Source organism: Sorangium sp. So ce1014, assembly GCF_051521505.1.
Classification (GTDB): Bacteria; Myxococcota_A; Polyangia; order Polyangiales; family Polyangiaceae; genus Sorangium.
Genome location: NZ_CP150356.1, coordinates 675,124 through 694,830, shown reverse-complemented (window position 1 = coordinate 694,830; position 19,707 = coordinate 675,124). Strand labels below are relative to the sequence as shown.

Sequence of the window (19,707 nt, the reverse complement as noted above, 5' to 3'; positions counted from 1 at the left end):
ACCGCGGATCCGGAGCGGTCGAAGCGGCTCGCGCTGTACAGGGCGCACGACGAGGCGCCCGACGGCGCGGACGGCCGGGTCGCGATGCCGGCGCGGCTCGGCTGGATCGCCCGCCTGCGCCGGGATCTCTCGGCGGGGTCGTTACCTGCCGGCCTTCTGCTGGAGCTCGGCGTACGACGCGCCCGGCGTGGTCGTCTCGACGGGCAACCCGGCCGGCCCCCACCCCTTCTCGGTGAGCGCGCCGAACGCGTCGCGCGGCCCCTCGAAGCCGGCGCGCTGATCGATGACAGCCGTGTAGCCGGCCGACACCATGGCCTCGGCTGCGCGCATCGAGCGCTGTCCGGACCGGCAACCCACGATGATCTTCGCGTCCTTCGGGTAGAGGGAGCAGACCACGTCGAGGAAGTCCTGGTTGGGCTTCATGCCGCCGGCAGCGGCGTGCAGGAGCGGCACGTTGTGCGCGCCGCTCGGGTGCCCGGCGGCGTATTCGGGCTCGCTCCGGACATCGAGGTAGAGATACCCCTCCTCGTCGATGAGCTTCTTTGCCTGTTCGGGTGATACGCGCTTGATGTCCGCCATGGGCGCAGTCTACCCCCGGCGCGGCGCTTTCGTCAGAACGTATGGATGAAGAGCCCGCTGCGGAGCTTCGGCTCGAACCACGTGCTCTTCGGCGGCATGAGCAGCCCCGCGTCGCTGACCGCGAACAGCTCGCCGATCTGCGTCGGATGGAGGTGGATCGCCATCGTGAACGCGCCCGAGTCGACGCGCTGCTCGAGCTCGGCGATGCCGCGGATGCCGCCGACGAAATCGACGTGCTTGTCCCGGCGGGGGTCGCTGACGCCGAAGATCGGGCCGAGGATCTGGTCCTGGCAGATGGAGCAGTCGAGCGAGGCCACCGGGTCCTTCGCGTCGAACGACCCCGGGCGGGCCTTCGCGGTGTACCAGCGGCCGCCGAGGTAGAGCCCGAACGACCGCGGGCTGGCCGGGGTCGCGGCCGCGCCGTCGCTGGCCGGCGCCACGTCGAGCCGCTCGCCCAGGGCGCCGAGGAGCGCCTCGGCGCTGCGGCCGGCGAGGTCTCGCACGACGCGGTTGTACGGCATGATGTTCATCTGGTCGTGCGGGAAGACCACGGCGAGGAAGACGTCGTGCTCGCCGCCGTCGCCGCGCAGCGTCCTGTGGACGCGCGCCGCCGCGGCGCTGCGGTGGTGGCCGTCGGCGATGTAGAGCGTCGGGATCGCCTGGAAGTGCTCCTCGAGCTCCGCGGTCGCCTGGCGGCCGAGGACCCAGAGCTTGTGCTCGACCCCGTCGGCCGTCGTGAAATCGTAGATGGGCGGCGACTGCGTGGCCTGCGCGACCGCGCCGTCGATGCCCGTGTCGGCGCGGTACGTGAGGAACACCGGCTCGTCGTGGGCGCCGAGCTCCTCGATGTGGCGGGTGCGGTCGTCCTCCTTGTCGGGGCGCGTCTTCTCGTGCTTCTTGATGACCTCCTGCTCGTACTCCGCGACCGAGGCGCAGCCGACGACGCCGATCTGCCGGTGATTGCCCATCTTCTGGGCGTAGAGGTAGAGGTGCGGCTCCGGGTCCTGCGCGAGATCGCCGCTGGCGATGAGGTCGGCGAGGTTCTGCGCGCCGCGGGCGTAGACGGCGTCGTCGTGCTCGTCCGTCCCCTCGGGCAGGTCGATCTCGGGCCGGGAGACGCGGAGGAAGCTGTGCAGGCCTCCGGCCGCGAGGGAGCGCGCCTCGGCGGTGGAGATGACGTCGTACGGCGGGCTGGCGACGCGGGCCGCGTGCGCCTGGGGAGGTCGGTAAGCGCGGAAGGGTCGGACGGTGGCCACGGCGAGCGACTAGCCCAACGGCCGGGGCGCGTCGAGACGGCTCCGGCTGGGCCGGGCGGCGCGGGCAGACGGCGCGCGCGCCCGGGCCGAGCCCCGGCGACGGCGGCGCTGATGGCGGCGCGCGACGCGTGCTAGGAGGGACACGCGCGCTTCACGAGCAGCGCGCAGGTGGATCGACACCGCACGCCGCACGCCGCCCCCGCCCGTCGCACGAACCCGCCTGTCGCACGAAGAGGAACCTTGTCCAGCTCCGGTGAGTCCTACCCTCCGTCGCGCTTCTCGACCCTCCCGCCCGGCTCGTCGGACGACGACCTCGCCCTGCCGGGCGAGGCCCATTCGTTCTCCAGCTCGCGATCCCGCCGCGTCATCGCCGTCGGGGGCGGCCGCGGGGGCGTCGGGAAGGCGACGCTCGCGGTCAACCTGGGGGTGTACTTCGCGCAGCTCGGGCGCGACGTGGTCATCATCGACACCGACGCCTACAGCCCTGGGCTGCACGCGGCGCTGGGGATCCAGGCGCCGCCGCTCGTCACGCGCGAGGACATCGAGGAGGGCAAGGCCGAGCCGATCGCGACCACGGTGCCCGGGCTCCGGCTCGTCCCGACCGCGTACGACCCGATGACGGCCACGCCGCTCCGGCCGAGCCGCGCCGCCTACTGGATGAAGATGATCCAGGAGCTCGACGTCGACTACGTGATCGTCAGCCTCGGCGCGGCGACGGGCTCCTCGACGCTCGACCTCTTCCTGCACGCCGACGTCAGCATCTGCGTCACCACGCCCGAGCCGCTCGCGGTCGAGCACTCCTACCGCTTCTGCCGCGCGCTCTACCAGCGCACCCTGCGCCGGGCGCTCATGAAGGAGCGCTTCAAGATCCGGCTCGTCGAGAAGGTGGCCTCGTCGCTCCCGGCGCTCGCGACGCCGCGCGACTTCATCATGGAGGTGAAGCGGTTCGACGAGGGGGTCGCGTCGCTCGCGGCCGCCCAGCTGCCGCGGGTGACGCCGCACCTCGTGGTCAGCCAGACGCGGCACCGCTCGGACCTGGAGCTCGGCCCGGCGATGAGCGCCGTCTCGGAGCGCTTCCTCGGCATCTCCCTCGACTACCTCGGGCACATCGAGCACGACGACGCGGTGTGGCTGACCGCGCGGCGGCGCCAGCCGCTCCTCATCGACAGCCCGACCTCGAAGAGCGCGCGCAACCTCGAGCGCGTGGCCCGGCGCATCCTCGCGCTGCTCGCCGCGCGCGACTCGCGCCCGGCCGAGGCGCACGCGCGCGCCCTCGCCGCCGCCGCGAAGAGCGCCGCGCCGGCCACCCTGTACGAGGCGCTCGGCCTCGCCCGGACGGCCGCCGACGACGAGATCCGGCGCGCCTACAAGCGGCAGCGCGACACCTACCGCGAGGGCAGCCTGCCGGTCGTGAGCGTGCTGAGCCCCGCGGTGCTCCAGCGGGAGCAGGCGCGCATCGAGGAGGCGCACGACACCCTGCTCGATCCGGTGCGCCGCCGCGCGTACGACCTCTCGACCTACCCGGACGACCCGCGCACGCCGCTCGGCCCGGCGCGCGCCGAGAACGCCGCCGCCGCGGCCGAGCTCGCCATGCTCCAGGGCGAGCTCGCGCGCGAGATCAACGCCGAGACGCAGTTCAGCGGCGCGCTGCTGCGCAAGGTGCGCGAGTCGCAGGGGGTCGAGCTCACCGACATCTCGCAGCGGACGAAGATCTCCCTGGCGCACCTCCAGGCGATCGAGAACGAGTCGATGGGCGACCTGCCGGCGCCCGTCTATGTGCAGGGATTTATTCAGGAATTTGCAAAATTCCTGCGGCTCGATCCGGCCCAGGTGGTGAAGACGTACATGCGTCGCCTGCGCGAGATCTCCGCCGGAACGCGCGCCAGGCAGCATGGCTGAGGCGGCGCGCGCCGGCGCCGAGGCGGCGCGACCCGGCCGCGCGCCGCCTCGCGCCGGCGGGGATCTCGCGTTCTCGGCGCTCGCGTTCGTGCTCGCGCTGCTGCCGCGGCTCTACGTGGCGATCGCGTGGGCGCGCGAGCCGGTCTGGGACGGCCATTACTACGACTTCGGCGCGCGCCGGATCGCCGCCGGCCTCGGCTACTCGGACGATCTCATCGTCGGCGGCCAGCCGGTGTGGCACCCGTGGTGCCATTATCCGGTCGGCTACAGCGGGTTTCTGGGCCTCGTTTACCGGCTGTTCGGCGCCGGGCCGCACGTGGCGACCGTCGCGAACGCGGTGCTCGGCGCGCTGCTCGTCGTCGTGGTCCATCGCCTGGCCCGGTACGCGACCACGCCGGCGCGCGCCCGCGTGGCGGCGCTCCTCGCGGCGCTCTCGCCGGGGCTCGTCCTCTACGCGGCGCTCGTCATGACGGAGCCGCTCGCGGCGCTCGGCCTGGTGACGGCGCCGTGGCTGCTCGCGCGCGGCGTCGCGCGCGGGCGCCCCCTCCGCGGCGCGGTCCTCGCGGGCGTGGCGCTCGGGCTGGCGACGCTGGTGCGGCCGCAGAGCTTGCTCTGCGCGCCGGCGTTCGCGCTGCTCGCGCGGGGTGGCCCGGGCGCGGCGTCCGGCGGGGCGCGGGCCGGGTGGAGGCGCGGCGCGCTCGCGGCGGCGCTGTCGACCGCGACGGCCCTCGCCGTGGTGGCGCCGTGGACGATCCGGAACTGCCGCGTGATGGACGGCTGCGCGCTCGTCTCGACGAACGGCGGCTGGAACCTCGCCATCGGCGCGTTCCCGCGCGCCACGGGCCGCTTCGAGACGCTGCGCGCGGGCGACGGCTGCCCGATCGCCCGCGGGCAGGTGGCGCAGGACCGCTGCTGGATGGCCGAAGGGCTCAAGTGGATCAAAGAGGATCCAGTCCGCTGGCTGGGCCTGATCCCGAGGAAGCTGAGCTTCACGTTCGATCACGAGTCGTTCCCGATCGGCTACCTGGGCGAGGCGAACCCTGCGGCGTGGCCCGAGGAGCGTCGCGCGGCCGGGCGCCGCGTGCTCACGACGTCGCACCTCGCCTTGCTCGCCGTCGCGGGGCTCGGGGTCGTGGCGCGGCCGCGGTGGAGGCCGTGGCGGGGGCTCGTCGCGCAGCTCCTGGCGCTCGCGGCGGTGCTCGGGCTCATTGCGTGGGGGGTGCTCGGGGACGAGCACGCGTTCTGGCCGCTCGCGGTGGCGATCCCGCTCATCGCGGCGCTGCCGCTGCCGGGCCGGCCGGCGAACGGGGGAGTCGTCGGCTATCTCGCGTTCGCGGTCGCCTCGGTGGCGCTGACGCACGCGGTGTTCTTCGGCGAGGACCGGTATCACATGGTCGTGACCCCGGCGCTGTGCATCCTCGCGGCGTGCGCGCTGCGGCGCGGGGAGGCGGCGCCGGCTCCGGAGCGGGCGGCCCCACAAGAGGCGTTCACCATGCGGATCAGCCGCCTGCTACGGTAGCTCCCTGCGAGAACAAGGCCGGCTTGCGGCCGACGTACAGCGCTACGCAGACAGGTCGCGCGTCACGACGCCTTGCGATGTTGGGCCGCGGGATCCGTGGACCCGCCGCCGGCTCGGCACATGTCGAGCAGCGGCTCTCATGCCATCACGGCGCCGCCACAGCCCCCTTCGCGCCGGCGGCCTTCCCCGTCTCGCCAGGCGGCCCAGGCGGCCCAGTCTGTTCCGGTTCCGCCACCAAACCGATCTCGATCCGCCGGTTCTTCGCCCGCCCTGCCGCCGTGTCGTTCGGCCCGACCGGGCTGAACTCGCCATATCCGACGGCCGACAGGCTCCGCGACGACATCCCGCGCTCGACGAGCCGCTTGACCACCGCCGTCGCCCTCGCCGCCGAGAGATCCCAGCTCGACGAGAACCGCGCGCTCTTCATCTGCTTCCGGTCGTTGTCCGTGTGCGCGGCGACCTGGAATCGCCACTCCGGCATCGTCCGGAGCACCCCGGCGATCTCGTCGAGCACCGCTCGCCCTGCCGGCGTGAGCTCGGCCCTCGCGGCGCCGAACAGCACGTCGCCCGGCACCTCGATCAGCAGCTGCCCGGCGCGCAGCCCGACGCGGACCTTGCCGGCGTCGACCTGCTCCTTGAGCTGCTCCATGACGTCGCGCATCCGCGCCGCCCGCGCCTCGGCCGCCGCCTGATGGCGGCGCAGCTCGTCGACCTTGGCCCGCGTCTCGGCGAGCTCCGCCGACAGGCTGCCGCGCTCGTTCGCGAGCTGACCCACGCTCTGCCCCGCGTTCCGGAGCCGCGCCGACAGCTCCTCGTTCATGGCGGCGAGCTCGTCCAGCCGCCGCGCGAGCCCGGCCTCCGTCGTCGTCACCTCGGACAGCCTGAGATCGCGCGCCCGGAGGTCGTCCGCGAGGCGCGAGAGCTCGGCCTCGATCGCGGCGGCCTGCACCGACCGCTGCTCCGCCTCGGCGCGGGCGAGCTGGGCCTCGGCGCGCGCCTTCTCTCCCGCCTCGCGCTCTCTCTGGATCTCGGCGCGCGCCTGGTCGTACAGGTCCTGCCGGACGAGGCAGCCCGGCGTCGCCAGCCCGAGCAGACCGGCCGTGAGGAGCCGCGCCGCGGCGGGCGAGCGCCGCGACAGCCACGCCGGGATCTTGCCGGCCGTCGTCGTGGTTTTCATGCTTCGCGCGCACTCTGACACGAAACCGTCGGCGCGCCGAAATCGCGGCGAACATCCCGTCAGCGCCGCCGAACGAGCCGTCCCACGGCGGGCAAACCCCTGGTATCCTCGCCGGCGTGAGCTCTCGGCAAACTTGGTTTTCCGTGGGCGCCCTGGCCGCGACGATGCTCGCAGCCAGCGCCGCGGCGGCGTTCCCGCACGTCGTCCGTGAGGGCGAGACCCTCGCGCAGATCGCGGAGCGCACCTACGGGCGCGTGCAGATGGAGCAGGTGCTCGTCGCCGCGAACGCGCTCGACGCGGGCGCCGGCGTGCCGATCATGCCCGGCCTGCGGCTGGAGGTGCCCGCGCTCGGCCACCACCGCGTCACCGCCGGCGAGACCTGGGCGATCCTCGCGGAGCGGATGCTCGGCGCCGCCGACCGGAGCGACGTCCTCGCGCTCTCGAACGACACGATGCCCTGGATCGAGCCGAGCGACGGGCAGGAGATCATCGTCCCGTACAACCTGCGGTACGTCGTCGGCCAGAACGACACGCTGCTCACCATCGCCTATCGCTTCCTCGGCAAGCGGGACAAGGCGTGGATGCTCCACAAGTACAACCACTTCAAGAAGGACACGCTGCGCCGCGGCGCGGTGATCCTCGTGCCGCTCACGGATCTTCCGCTCACGACCCAGGGCAAGGCCGAGGCAGCGAACGCCGGCGCGCTTGTGCGCTCCGAGGGGGCGGGCCGCGCGCGCGAGGCCCAGCGCCGGGTCGACGCCGAGCTGCCGCAGCTCGCGAGCGACGTGCGGAGCGGCCGGTACATCGACGCGGTGGCGCGGGCGAGCCGCCTGCTCGGCTACGGCGAGCTCGCCCGGATGCAGATCGCCACGCTGCACCGGCACCTGCTGGAGGCCTACGTCGCGCTCGACGCCGCCGGGCTCGCCGAGACCGCCTGCGCCGCGTGGCGCGAGCACGATCCGACAGCCCGGCTCGACCCCATCGAGCTCAGCCCGAAGATCGTGAGCGCCTGCACCTCATCGACCGAGCTGCACCTCAGGCTGCCTCCGCCGGAGCCTGCCCCGCCGAACCCCGCGGACGCGGGTGGTGCGCGGTGACCTCGCAGCCCATCGCGCCCGAGCGCCTGCCTCCCGGGCACCGCGTCGCGTCGCAGTACACCGTGGAGTCGGTCGTCGGCGAGGGCGCATCCGGCGTCGTCTACCGCGCCGCGCGCGACGAGGACGACCGGCGCGTCGCGCTCAAGGTGATCCACAGACACCTCTCCGGCACACCGCAGATCTTCAGGCGCTACCACCGGGAAGCCGCCATCCTGAAGCGCATCGAGGGCCCCCACGTCGTCCGGATGCTCGACTTCGTCGAGGAGGGCGGGCTCCTCGTGATCGCCCTCGAGCACATCGACGGCAGCTCGCTCGAGGAGCTCCTGCAGGAGCGCGCGCCGATCGAGGTCGACCGGGCGATCGAGATCGCCCTCCAGATCTGCTCCGCGCTGGAGACCGCGCACGCGGCGGGCGTGGTCCATCGCGATCTCAAGCCGGCGAACGTGCTCGTCGAGCGCCCGGGCGCGCCGCCTTCGGGCGGGCATGCCGGCGGCGCGCCGTCGCCGCTCGCGGGCCGCGTCCGCGTGGTCGATTTCGGGCTCGCGAAGGTGGTGCACGGCGAGCAGATGACGACCGGGCTCACCGAGCAGGACATGATCTTCGGGACGCCGGAGTACATGGCGCCGGAGCAGGTGCGCGGCGAGGACGTCGATCCGCGCTGCGACATCTATGCGCTCGGCTGCATCCTCTACGAGATGGTGGTCGGCGCCGTGCCGTTCAGCAAGCGGACGCCCATCGCCGTGATGACAGCGCAGATCGCCGAGCAACCGCTGCCCCCGCGCTCCAGCAAGCGCGACGGGCTCATCTCGGCCGGGCTGGAGGCGGTCATCCTGAGGGCCCTCGCCAAGGACCCGGCCGAGCGGCACCGGAGCGCCCGGGCCTTCGCCGACGCCCTGCGCGCCTGCCGCGAACGGCGCGTCGTCGGCCACACGCCAGCGAACCTCGCGGACGCCATCTCGATCACCGAGCTGGAGCTCGAGCGGACCGGCCTGGATCACGCCGCGACGCCCCAGAACGACGCTTCCACCTCGGACGTCGGTCGTCCCGTTCCGCCCCGGGAGAGCGCGGTGGTTAAAGCGCTGCCCGCGGGCCGATCCGCGATGTTCGAGGCCCCGTCCGGCAACGGCGCGCTGGCGGCGGCGAGCCCCTCGCGCGAGCGGTTCCTGTGGACCGTGGTGGCCATTCTGTGTGCGGCCGCCGGAATCGTGGTCGGCACGCTGTTCGGGGCACGTTAGCGACGCCGTCATCGTGGAATGCGGCCATGGCGTGGAGCGCGCGGATCGTGGTAATCGTTATCATGCGCTCTCTGCTGCCCGGCGACGCTGCACTCACGGCCTCCCGCGCGGCTCGGCCCCGGCGCGCTCTCCCCTGCGCCGCCGCCGCGCTCACCCTCTTCGCCCCCGCGGCCGCGTCGGCCTACGACTCGCTCGCTGCGCCGTGCGTCGACAACCCGTTCTATTGTGAGCGGGGGGCGGTCGCCTTCGAGCGCAGCGAAGCCATCCCGCTCGAGCTCGACTTCGAGACGGGCTGGGTCCCACCGGGCTCACCGTTGCAACTGAACCTCCGGGCCGCGGTCTATGCGAACACGAAGGTCTCGCTGAGCGGAGCGCTCGAGGCGTCGTGGCCAGAGGCGCTCGCGCTCACGGCCCCCGGCGACCAGGACGGAGGCATGTTCAGCTGCGATTACGGGCTCGACGTCAGCGCACAGGGGCGTATCAGCGTTTCCATCCTGGGCCAGGACTTCGACTGGACAGGCGAACTCCCCTATGTGCCCCAGCTCGATTTCCAGGTGCACGCCAGCGCGCCGTTCGACGCCTGGGGCTGGGAGCCGGGCATTGCGCTGGCGAGCTCGACCGAGCCGCAGCGGCTCGCGTCCGTCGCCCTCGGCGACCTCATCGGCGGGTCGATCCCCGGTATCGAGGGGAGGTTCGAGCTCGACGTCGCCATGGATGTCGCTGCGCGGTACGTGACCCACCGCGTGGCCATCGAGACGCTCGATCAGGCGACGGTGAGCGGAGGCGACATCACCTCGGAGCGCAGCCCCTCCTCCACGGAGTACCTGGGCGGCCCGTCGGTCGAGCTCAACGTCCGTCCGGAGGGCTCGGTGCGCTACGAGGGCACGCTCCACCTCATCCCCGCGTTCAGCGTCAGCCTGCTCGGCCGCGAGTGGTCGATCCCGATCGTCGACCTCCCGCTCGCCTTCCCGCTCACCGAGCGGGAATGGCGCTTCGAGAGCGAGCGCGTCCATGTCCCGCTCCCGGATCTCGCGCTGGACACCCAGGAGATCGACTTCGGCGCGGTGGAGGTCGGGCAGGCCAACGTGGAGATCGTCCAGCTGTCGAACGCAGGGGAGGCGCTGCTCGACGTCGCCGTGACGACCGACGATCCGGCGAGCTTCGAGCTCGCGAACGCGGCGCTCGAGGTCGACCCCGAGACGGCGGTCGACTTCGCGATCCGCTTCGCGCCGAAGGCGAGCGGCGCGTTCGCGGCGACCGTCCTCGTCGAGTCGAACGACCCGAGCGATCCGGTCCAGGAGATCACGGTGAGGGGGATCGGCGTGGCGGCGCCGGACGACGGGCCGGACAGCGGTGAGCCGACGGATCAGGACGGCGGCTGCGCCTGCCGCGCGGCCGGAAGCGCGCCGCGCGGGGGCGCGGGCGGCGGGGCGTGGGCGGCCGCAGGGCTGTCGCTCGCCGCGCTCGCGGGCGGCCTCAGGCGCCGGCGCCGCGCGACCTGAGCCTCGTGCCTGGAACCGTACGGCCCTGGCCGCGAGCCCCGGCGCCGCGCGGCCCCGAGCTTCAGGCCGCGCTCGGCGACCCCACGGAGATCTTCCGGCGCGCCGACACGGCGGCGATCTGCTCCAGCTCCTCGCCGCGCAGGGTCTCCTTGAGCACGAGCGCCTCCGCGGCCGCCTCGAGGCCCTCGCGGCGATCGACGAGCAGCTGCTTGGCCTTCAGGTACATCTCGCCGAGCCGCTCCCTCACCTCCTCGTCGACCTCGCGCGCGGTCTCCTCGCTGCACATGCGCTCCTCCTGGATCACGCCGAGCATCGGCGCGCCGACGTGGCGCGAGAGCGCGGGCAGCCCGAGGCGCCGGCTCATTCCGAGGCGGGTCACCATCTCGCGGACGAGCGCCGTGGCCCGCCCGAGATCGTCGTGCGCGCCGCTCGAGACCTGGCCGAGCGCGATCTCCTCCGCCGCCCTGCCGCCGAGCATCACCGTGACGCGCGACTCGATCTCCTGCTCGGTGACCAGCTGGCGCTCGTCGCGGGGCACCTGGATCGTGACGCCGAGCGCGCCGATCGTGCGCGCGACGATGGACACCCGCTCCACCGGATCGGCGGCCGGCAGCGCGAGCGCGACGAGCGCGTGCCCGGCCTCGTGGTACGCCACGCGCCGCCGCTCCTCCGCGGTCATGATCTGCCCGCGGCGCCGGAGCCCGAGCTGCGACCGATCGAGCGCCTCGTCGAAGTCGGCCTGGCCGATCTCCCTGGCGCAGCGCCGCGCCCCGGCGAGCGCCGCCTCGTTGACGATCTTGGCGAGGTCGGCCCCGACCATGCCCGGCGTGCGGCGCGCCACGAGCCCGAGGTCGACGTCCTTCGCGAGCGGCACCCGCCGCGCGTGCACCGCGAGGATCGCCTCGCGGCCGCGCAGATCCGGCCGATCCACGATGACCTGGCGGTCGAAGCGCCCGGGCCGCATGAGGGCCGGATCGAGCACCTCGGGCCGGTTGGTGGCGGCCATCAGGATCACGGTGGTGCGCGCGTCGAAGCCGTCGAGCTCGGCGAGGAGCTGGTGGAGCGTCTGCTCGCGCTCGTCGTGGGTCGCGAGGGCGCTGAGGCCGCCCCGGGTCCTGCCCACGGCGTCGATCTCGTCGAGGAACACGATGCTGGGCGCGCTCTTGCGCGCCTCCTCGAAGAGCTCGCGCACGCGCGCGGCCCCGAGCCCCACGAACATCTCGACGAACTCGCTCGCGTTCAGCGAGAAGAACGGCACGTTCGCCTCGCCTGCCACGGCGCGCGCGAGCAGCGTCTTGCCGGTGCCGGGCGGCCCGACGAGCAGGAGGCCGCGCGGGATCCGCCCGCCCAGCGAGCGGTACCGCGACGGCTCCTTGAGGAAGTCGATCACCTCGACGAGCTCGTCCTTGGCCTCATCGACCCCCGCGACGTCGGAGAAGCGCACCGGATCCTGCCTGGATCGATCGTAGATCTTCGCCTTGCTGCGCAGGAACCCGAGCGGCCCGCCGGCCCCCTGCCCCACCCGGCGCAGCATCATGAAGAACACCGCGTTGATGAGCAGGAGCGGCAAGAGCCAGATCGCCACCTGCGTCCACGCCGCGGCCCGGGCGCTCTTCGCCTCGATGCGGACCTGCTGCTCGAGCAGCGCCCGCACGATCGGCTCGTCCTCGACGCCGGGCAGCCGCGTCACGCGGACGCGCTCCTCGGTTCGCTGCGCGCCGCCGCGGCGGACGAGCTCGATCTCGTCGGACTTCACGACCGCCGCGACGACCTCCCCGCGCCGCACCTCGGCGACCGCCTCGTCGTAGGGCACGAGCGGAGGCCCCGGCGGCTTGACGATCCCGGAAAAGGCCAGGACCGCGGCGGCGATCAGCAGGTACCCGAACCACGTGCGCGACGCCGGCCTTTTCTCGTCAGCCATCCCATGGAGCGGATGTGTGGCGGACGTCGCCTCGGCAAGCCCCGGGCCCCGGAAGAACCGGAAATCACACGGTAAAGCCGCGCGATGGAGGGAGCCCAGGGGTCTGGCCGGGAGCCGCCCGCCGCGGTTCTACAGTCCGGGACCGCGCGTCTACCGCCGCTCGGTTCCGCCGCTCTACCGCGCGCCTGCTGCCCGGTCGGCACGGGGTGATCGCCCCGTGGATCCAGGCTAAGAACCGCCCCTGTGCCGCTCGCTTCCGACCGCGCCTCGCTCGCCACGTTCCCCATCGACTGGGGCGGGCTCGCCCCGCTCCGGCTCAAGGCGCGCGCCGTCGCCGAGGGCGTCTACGCCGGGATGCACCGGAGCATCCGCAAGGGCGCCGGCGTCGAGTTCGGCGGGCAGCGGCCCTACGTGCCCGGCGACGATCTCCGCTTCTTCGATCGCCGCGCCCTGCTCCGCCACGATCGCCTCATGGTGCGCGAGTTCGAGACCGAGACCGATCGCGCCCTCTGGCTGTGCGTCGACGCGACCGCCTCGATGTCCTACCGAGGCCGGCGCGCGCCCGGCGCCAAGCTCGCGTACGCAGCGCTGATCGCCGCGGCCATGGCCCGCGTCGCGCTCGCCACCGGCGACCCGGTAGGGCTCGCGTGGCTCGGCGGCGCCGGCACCCACGGCCTGCCCGCCATGGCGGGACGCGAGGCGTTCGAGCGGATCGTGGGCGCCCTCGAGGCCACCTCCGCGGCCCAGGACTGGAGCGGCGACGCGGGCGCCATCGAGCGCGCCCTCGCGCCCATCGCGAAGAAGGCCCGCCGCGGCGCCGTCGTCCTGCTCATCTCGGATCTCCTCGATCTTGCTCATGAATCCGGCACGGACCGCGCGCTCTCCGCGTTCACGCCGCTCAGCACGGGCGGCCGCACGCTGATCGCCCTCCAGGTCCTCGATCCGAGCGAGGCGGAGCTCGACTTCGAGGGCAACGTGCGCCTCCGCGCGCTCGAGGGCGGCGCCGTCATCGAGGCCGACGCGGGCGCGGTCCGGGCGCAGTACAAGGCGCGCCTCGCCGCCCTGACCGAGGTCTGGTCGCGCGCGCTCGCGTCGCGCGGCGGCCGCCTGCTACGCGCGACGAGCGCCGATCCCCCGACCGACGTCGTCCGCTCCCTGGTGCAGGCGATCGCCGAGGTGCGGCGATGAGCTTCGTCACGCTGGGCGCGCTGCTCGTCGCGCTGCTCGTCGGCGCGCCGGTCGCCGCGCACCTCCTGCGCCGCCGCCGCGCCGAGGAGCGGCCGTTCCCGCCCGCGCGTCTGGTCCCGCCCACGCCGCCGACGGCGCGGCGCCGGAGCCTCCTCGAGGACCGCGCCCTCTTCGCCACCCGGGCCGTCTCGGTCCTCGCGCTCGCGGTGCTCGGCGCCACGCCGCTCCTGCGCTGCTCGCACCTGGCGCTCAGCCGCAGGGCCGGCGCGTCCGTCGCGCTCGCCATCGTCGTCGACGACTCGCTCAGCATGCGCGCGCGCCCTGGCGCCGGCGGCGTGGAGCGCGCCGGCCCCGCGCGGTTCGAGCGCGCGCTCACGGCCGCGCGCGAGCTCGCCGGCGGGCTCGCGCCCGGCGACGCCGCGGCGCTCGTCCTCGCGGGCGCCCCGGCCCGGGTCGCCCTCGCGTCGACGACCAACCTCACCGCCGTCACCGAGGCGCTCGCCGCGGTGACGCCGTCGGACCGCGCCACCGACCTCGACGGCGCCCTCGACCTCGCGCGCGATCTGCTCCGGGGGCTGCCCCAGAGCGACAAGCGCATCGTGCTCCTCAGCGACCTCGCGGACGGCGCGCCAGGCGCCCCGCCCATCTCGGGCACCCCCGACATCGCCACGTGGGTGCCGCTCGAGGAGCTCGAGGCGGCGGGAGAGGACTGCGGGATCGTGCGCGCGGATCGATCCAGCCAGAAGGCGCGCATCCGCGTCGTCTGCACCGCCGCGTCGACCGCCGCGCCCGGTCCCGACCCCGCCGCCGCGGAGCGCGACGGCGGCGCGGCGGCGCCTGCCGCCTCCGCCGCGGGCGCCTCCGCCGCCGCGGGGCGATCCCTCGAGGTGCGCGCCGGCGACGCGGTGCTCGGCAAGGTCGCGCTCGATCCGGCGCTGCGCGCCGAGGAGCTCACGATCGACCTGCCCTCCGGGGCGCCCGAGCTCCTGCTCGCCGTGCTCACCGGCGGCGACGCGATCGCCGAGGACGATCGCGCGCCGATCATCTCCGCCGGCGGCCCGCTCTCGATCGCAGTCGTGGTCGACCCCGCGACCACGCACGTCGAGACGGGCGGCCCGCCGCCGCTCGAGCAGGCGCTCTCTGCGCTGGATCTCGACGCGCAGATCAGGCCGCTGCCATCGGTCCCGGAGCACGCGGACGAGCTGGCCGCGCACGCGGGGCTCATCGTCGACGACGCGCCCGGCTTCACGCCGGAGGTGCGCCGCTCGCTCGCCGCGTGGGTCGAGCGCGGCGGCGTCGCGCTCCTGACGCTCGGCCAGCGCGCCGCCGCCGCGCCGCTCGGCGCCGGGTTCGAGCCGCTGGTGCCCGGCGTCGTCCGCTGGTCGGCGTCCCCGGCGCCCGGGTTGGACCCCGCCACGGCGGGCTGGCTCGGGCCGTCCGCGGCTGGCCTCGCCGACGTCGCCCCGCGCGGCCGGGCCACGCTGGGCGCGGAGGCCTCGGAGGGCGCCGAGGTGCTCGCCCGGTGGACCGACGGCGCCCCATTCCTCGTGCGCCGCCCGCTCGGGCGCGGCGTCGTGCTGTTCATGACGCTGCCGCTCAGCACGGAGGAGAGCGACGTCGCGCTGCGGCCGGCGTTCCTCTCGCTGCTCGACGGGTTCGTCGGCGCCGCGCGCGCCCGCGGCGGCGCGCGGCGCCTCGCCGCGGGCGAGGCGTGGACCTTCGACGGCTACCACGACGTCAAGGTCGAGCGCGTGCGGGTCGACCGCGGCCAGGGCCCCGTGGGGCGTGAGGCGCTCCCCGTCGTGGAGGTCGATCGGCGGCTGCGCGTCTCGCCCCCGCTCGCCGGGCTTTACGAGCTCACCCTGGACGGCGAGCGCTCGACGCGCGTCGTGTCGGTGCCGGAGCGCGAGATCGACCTTCGCCCCCGGCGCGTCGCCGAGAGCGCCCGCGCGGCGGAGCTGGGCGGCATGTCGGCATCCATCGACGGATCGCCCTACGTGGCGCTGCTGCTGCTCGCGCTGCTCGCGGCCGAGCTCCTGCTGCGCGCCCTCGGAGGCCGGCGGGAGCCGGCCGAGACCCAGGCGAGCTGAGGCCGGCGGGAGCCGGCCGAGGCCCAGGCGAGCTGAGGCCTGCGGGAGCCGGCCGAGGCCCAGGCGAGCTGAGGCCGGCGGGAGCCAGCTCCCGCCGCTACCGCGCTCAGTGCGTCTGCCAGTGCGGCGGGATCTCGTCGGCCGGCGCGAACTCGGGCTTGGCCGGCGAGGCGGGCACGGCGGCCGCCCGGCGAGGCCCGTTCGGCTTGAAGCTGTGCTCCGCGGCCGGGAACGTGCGCGACTGCACCTCGTCCACGTAGGCGCGCGTCGCCTCCACGATCTGGTCGCCGACCTCGGCGAAGCGCTTCGCGAACTTCGGCGTCAGCTCGCGGAACATCCCGAGCAGGTCGTAGCAGACGAGCACCTGCCCATCGCAGCCGGCCCCGGCGCCGATGCCGATCGTCGGCACGGAGACCGCCGCCGTCACCTCCTGCGCGAGGTCCGGCGGGATGGCCTCGAGCACGATGGCGTAGGCGCCCGCCTCCTCGAGGATGCGCGCGTCGGCGAGGAGGCGCTCGGCCGCCTCGTCCCCCTTGCCCTGCACCTTGAAGCCGCCCATCGCGTGCACGGACTGCGGCGTGAGCCCGAGGTGACCCATCACCGGGATGCCCGCGGCGACGATCCGGCGCACGTGCTCCGCGATCTCGGCGCCCCCCTCGAGCTTGATGCTCTCGAAGCTGCCCTCCTTCATCATCCGCCCGGCGTTCTCGAGCGCGTGCATCGGAGAGAGCTGGAAGCTCATGAACGGCATGTCGCCGACGACGTGGGCGCGCCGCGCGCCGCGCGTCACCGCGCGCCCGTGATAACAGATCTCCTCGACCGTGACGGGGAGGGTGGTCGGGTGCCCTTGCACGACCATCCCGAGCGAGTCGCCGACGAGCAGCAGATCGGCGCCGCCCTCGTCGAGCAGCCGCGCCATCGTGAAGTCGTAGGCCGTCACCATCGCGATCGGCGAGACCCCTTTGCGGGCGCGGATCTCGGGGACCATGACCTTCGTCGAGCGCTGCGCTGGTCTGCGCGCGCTGCCGCCACCATTGCCTTGCGGACCGTACATGTGCCTCCAGGTCGCGGCCGTACCTGCGGTCCACGCCTCCGGAAAGGCTAGAGCCGCGCCCGCTACAGAGCAAGACGCGGCGCGCGGCGGCCGCGGCCGATCTCGTCACAATCACCAAGGATCGTGGAAAGTTACCGACGGAAGCAGCCGCGGCAGGTAGGGGCCCCGGGCGCCGTTCGGCGGTCGCTGCAGCGCCGATCGATCATCCGCGGCGCTGGCCGGCGCCGCCGGAAGAGAGCGCCGCGGCAGGCGCCCGCGATGCGCCCGGGGGCGCCGGCCTGGGGTTCGTCAGCGCGGTCAGGATGTGGTCGCGCCAGGCGCCGTCGATGAACAGGTAATCGCGGGCGTACCCCTCGACGACGAAGCCGAGGCGCCGGAGCAACCGACCGCTGCGCTCGTTGTGCGGCAGGTAATTCGCCATCACCCGGTGGAAGCCGAGCGTGCCGAACATGTACGCGATCGCCGCCTCGATCGCCTCGAACATCACGCCCGAGCCCACGACGCGCTGGTCGAGCGAGTAGCCGAGGGTCGCGGCCTGGAAGACGCCGCGAACGAACTGGGTGAAGTTGCAGACCCCGATCACCTCGCCCGCGGGAGCGCCGCGCCACTGCAGCGCGAGCCGGAGCGCCCGGTCCGCGACGAAATCGTCGCGATCGCGGAGGAGGCGCTCGCGCCAGAACGCCTCGGTGTAGAAGCCCTCGGGTCGCGGCGGATCCCACCGGGCCAGGTGCTCGCGATTGCGCTCGAAATAGGCGAGGTAGCGGCCGGCGAAGTCGAGGGGCGGGATGAGGAGGCGCAGCCGCGGGGTCTCGATGCAGACGGAGCTCTTCAACCCGGCCTCCCCGCGCGCCGCTCCTACGACAGGGTCCCTTCATCGAGGCGGCGCATCCCCTCGAGGAGCAGGGCCTCGGGCGAGGCGGTGATGCTGCGGGTGCTGGGCGAGAAGCTCGGGTCGAGGCGGAAGTCGCCCTCCCGGAGCGTGAGCATTCTGTAGAACGCGTCCTCGCCCAGCGCGCCGGCCCAGAGCGCGTGGACGACCTGCCCGTCGGCGAAGTGAATCTCGCCGGCCATGGAGTTCGCCTGGATCTTGAGCGCGCACGTCTTCCGGCCGTGCCAGAGGATCTGGATCATGTCCGGCAGGCCCATCTCGGCGAGCGAGCCGGACACGCCGCGGGGGACGGCGGTCGCGGAGCGTCGCTCGATGAGCTGGCGGAGCTTGGCGGCCATGACGTCGGTCGACGCCGGCTTCGAGACGAAGTCGTCGACGCCGAGATCGAAGGCGCGCTGGGCGGTCTGCCGGTCGGTCTTCGCGGTGAGGATGACCCACGTCTTGTCGCGGCCGAAGCCGAGCTTCAGCGCGTCGGCGCGGAGCACGAGGCCGGCGTCGGGCTCCTCGAGGTCGATCTCGCTGACGACCACCTCGATGTCCTTCGTCTCGAGCTCGCGGCGCGCCTGCGCCACGTTGCGCGCGATCGAGACCTCGAACCCCTGCTCGAGGAGCCGCAGCTCGAGCACCGTCGTCTCCTCGGGATCCGGGTCGACGATGAGCGCCTGATGCCGGTCGGCGAGGAGCTTCGCGCGCATGTCGTCGCCGGTCATGACCTGGCGGAAGAGATCGACGATGTTCGGATCGAAGATGGTGCCGCGGTACTGGGCGAGCACGTCGCAGGCCTCGGGCGGGCGGAGCGCCTTGCGGTAGGGGTTGCGCGGGTTCTGGGTGAGGTCGGCGTAGGTGTCCGCGACCGCGAGGATGCGCGCGCCGAGCGGGATCTCCTTGCCGGACAGACCGTCGGGGAAGCCGCTGCCGTCGTAGCGCTCGTACATCAGGTTGATCGCCGAGACGACGTCCTGCGGCAGGCCCACCGACTCCATGAGGTGGGCCGGGAGGTCGACGCTCTTCGTCGCGGCGAGCCGGTGCCCCTCGTACTCGGCGACGTTGAGCGCCGTGAGGTGGTACGGGCCGTTCTTGCCGAGGTCGTGCAGGTAGGCCGAGGCCACGTAGCTCGCGACCGTCGGCGGCGGCAGGCCGATGCGCTCGCAGAGCTTGCGGACGATGCGCGCGACCGTGGAGGAGTGACCTCGGAGGTCCTGCCGCGCGTTCTCGAGCAGGCTCACGAGGACGTTCAGCGTCTCGACGTATGCGTGGCTCGTGGTCGGGTGCGGCGGCGGCGGCGCCGCTGCCACCGCGATCGGCACGGAGATCGGGGCGACCTGCGGCGGAGCGGGGGGCGAGGGCGGCACGGGCGTGGGCGGGGGCCCGGCCGGGGCCACGCGCGGCGGCGCGGAGGGCGCCCGCATCACCGCGGGAGCCTGCGGCGCCGTGACGAGCGCCGCAGGCATAGGCGCGAGCTGCGGCGTCGCGTGCGCCGGCTGCCCGTGCATCGTCGTCTGCCCGTGCATCGTCGTCTGCCCGTGCATCGTCGTCTGCCCGTGCATCGGCTGCGAATGCGTGGCCGGCGCGTGCACCGGCTGGCCGTGCATCGGCTGCGAATGCGCAGCCGGCACGTGCGTCATCGACGCGCGCTCGTGCGTCATCGACGTGCGCTCGAACGGGTTATTGCTGTTGCTGTAGAGGATCTCGTCGAACGAGCTGACCGGCCGCAGCAGCGAATTGAAGGCGGTCGTGTCGCCCCGGTAATGGAAGGCGATGGCCGCGCGCACTGCCGCCGGCCTGGCGACGATGGCGCGTACGTCCCGCACGCCCGCGGCCAGCCGGATCTCGTGCAGCGCGACGTCGTTGTCGGGATCTGCAGTCGCGACCGAGAGCGTCGTGTTCCGTTCGTCGAGCAGGACCGGGAAGACGCCGTGCAACGTCGCGGTGATCGCCGAGACCTTGGCGAGCACGCGGGGCTCGATGATCGCCTTCGAGAGCTTCTCGGTCGAGACGAAGCGGGTGTTGTGGACGGTCGCGATGAACTTCAGGAGCTCGGCCTCGTTGACGATATCGAGCTCGATGATGGCGTCCTCGATGCGGCCGCGGGTACGCATCGCGTACTCCACCGCACGACGATGATCGTCCGGGGTGATGCGCCCCTCGAGGACGAGGCGATCGGCAATCCGCTGGTTCAATCCGTGAACGGAAGCCATCGAAACCTGATTCTACTCGGAAATTGGAGGTAGGCGCGCCCAAGAACCCTCGCGGAACGAAAGCACGCGGGGAAAGCTGGCCAGCCGCTCGCGGCGTGTGCAG

14 protein-coding genes are annotated in these 19,707 nt (G+C 73.6%); 7 read left to right on the top strand and 7 right to left on the bottom strand.

What is annotated here, in order from left to right; translation table 11 throughout:
• Nucleotides 1-141: 141 nt before the first annotated feature.
• On the bottom strand, nucleotides 142-579 hold the full coding sequence (locus WME75_RS02700) for a rhodanese-like domain-containing protein (protein ID WP_437486105.1): 438 nt from the start codon (nucleotides 577-579) through the stop codon (nucleotides 142-144).
• 32 nt (nucleotides 580-611) lie between these two features.
• Nucleotides 612-1,835 (bottom strand): DUF1015 domain-containing protein, encoded by a 1,224-nt coding sequence (locus WME75_RS02695; RefSeq protein WP_437486104.1) that lies wholly within the window; start codon nucleotides 1,833-1,835, stop codon nucleotides 612-614.
• Between the two features lie 240 nt (nucleotides 1,836-2,075).
• Between WME75_RS02695 and WME75_RS02690 the strand changes: the two genes are divergently transcribed.
• Together WME75_RS02690 and WME75_RS02685 are read left to right on the top strand one after the other, a co-directional pair.
• Nucleotides 2,076-3,734: a helix-turn-helix domain-containing protein gene (locus WME75_RS02690; RefSeq protein ID WP_437486102.1), complete on the top strand. Its 1,659-nt coding sequence runs from the start codon at nucleotides 2,076-2,078 to the stop codon at nucleotides 3,732-3,734.
• The gene (locus WME75_RS02685; RefSeq protein WP_437486100.1) at nucleotides 3,727-5,253 is read left to right on the top strand and encodes a glycosyltransferase family 39 protein; all 1,527 of its coding nucleotides are present in this window, start codon (nucleotides 3,727-3,729) and stop codon (nucleotides 5,251-5,253) included. Before WME75_RS02690 ends, WME75_RS02685 begins: the two co-directional genes overlap by 8 nt.
• Nucleotides 5,254-5,398: 145 nt before the next feature.
• On the opposite strand, the gene WME75_RS02680 is transcribed toward WME75_RS02685, so the two are convergent.
• Nucleotides 5,399-6,430, bottom strand: a complete 1,032-nt coding sequence (locus tag WME75_RS02680; protein WP_437486098.1) for an OmpA family protein — start codon at nucleotides 6,428-6,430, stop codon at nucleotides 5,399-5,401.
• Nucleotides 6,431-6,546: 116 nt separating this feature from the next.
• Between WME75_RS02680 and WME75_RS02675 the strand changes: the two genes are divergently transcribed.
• From WME75_RS02675 to WME75_RS02665, 3 genes are all read left to right on the top strand, one after another.
• On the top strand, nucleotides 6,547-7,527 hold the full coding sequence (locus WME75_RS02675) for a LysM peptidoglycan-binding domain-containing protein (protein WP_437486096.1): 981 nt from the start codon (nucleotides 6,547-6,549) through the stop codon (nucleotides 7,525-7,527).
• Complete coding sequence (locus WME75_RS02670) at nucleotides 7,524-8,762, top strand: serine/threonine-protein kinase (protein WP_437486094.1); 1,239 nt, start codon at nucleotides 7,524-7,526, stop codon at nucleotides 8,760-8,762. The genes WME75_RS02675 and WME75_RS02670 overlap by 4 nt, the downstream gene beginning before the upstream one ends.
• Before the next feature lie 62 nt (nucleotides 8,763-8,824).
• Nucleotides 8,825-10,264, top strand: a complete 1,440-nt coding sequence (locus WME75_RS02665; RefSeq protein ID WP_437486093.1) for a choice-of-anchor D domain-containing protein — start codon at nucleotides 8,825-8,827, stop codon at nucleotides 10,262-10,264.
• A gap of 61 nt (nucleotides 10,265-10,325) precedes the next feature.
• Here the strand turns inward: WME75_RS02665 and ftsH are convergent, their stop codons facing one another.
• Complete coding sequence (gene ftsH / locus WME75_RS02660) at nucleotides 10,326-12,185, bottom strand: ATP-dependent zinc metalloprotease FtsH (protein WP_437486091.1); 1,860 nt, start codon at nucleotides 12,183-12,185, stop codon at nucleotides 10,326-10,328.
• 243 nt (nucleotides 12,186-12,428) lie between these two features.
• Here ftsH and WME75_RS02655 point away from each other — a divergent pair, with 243 nt between their 5' ends.
• Together WME75_RS02655 and WME75_RS02650 are read left to right on the top strand one after the other, a co-directional pair.
• Entirely contained in the window at nucleotides 12,429-13,373 is a 945-nt protein-coding gene (locus WME75_RS02655) for a DUF58 domain-containing protein (RefSeq protein ID WP_437486089.1), read from the top strand.
• A complete protein-coding gene (locus WME75_RS02650) occupies nucleotides 13,370-15,463 on the top strand; it encodes a VWA domain-containing protein (protein ID WP_437486087.1) in 2,094 nt (697 codons plus the stop codon). The genes WME75_RS02655 and WME75_RS02650 overlap by 4 nt, the downstream gene beginning before the upstream one ends.
• A gap of 106 nt (nucleotides 15,464-15,569) precedes the next feature.
• Here WME75_RS02650 and panB read toward each other — a convergent pair whose 3' ends face one another.
• The 3 genes from panB to WME75_RS02635 form a co-directional block, all read right to left on the bottom strand.
• Complete coding sequence (gene panB, locus WME75_RS02645; protein ID WP_437486085.1) at nucleotides 15,570-16,517, bottom strand: 3-methyl-2-oxobutanoate hydroxymethyltransferase; 948 nt, start codon at nucleotides 16,515-16,517, stop codon at nucleotides 15,570-15,572.
• A gap of 202 nt (nucleotides 16,518-16,719) precedes the next feature.
• Nucleotides 16,720-17,349, bottom strand: a complete 630-nt coding sequence (locus WME75_RS02640) for a GNAT family N-acetyltransferase (RefSeq protein ID WP_437486083.1) — start codon at nucleotides 17,347-17,349, stop codon at nucleotides 16,720-16,722.
• 23 nt (nucleotides 17,350-17,372) lie between these two features.
• Nucleotides 17,373-19,604 (bottom strand): HD domain-containing phosphohydrolase, encoded by a 2,232-nt coding sequence (locus WME75_RS02635; protein WP_437486081.1) that lies wholly within the window; start codon nucleotides 19,602-19,604, stop codon nucleotides 17,373-17,375.
• Between the last annotated feature and the right edge of the window lie 103 nt (nucleotides 19,605-19,707).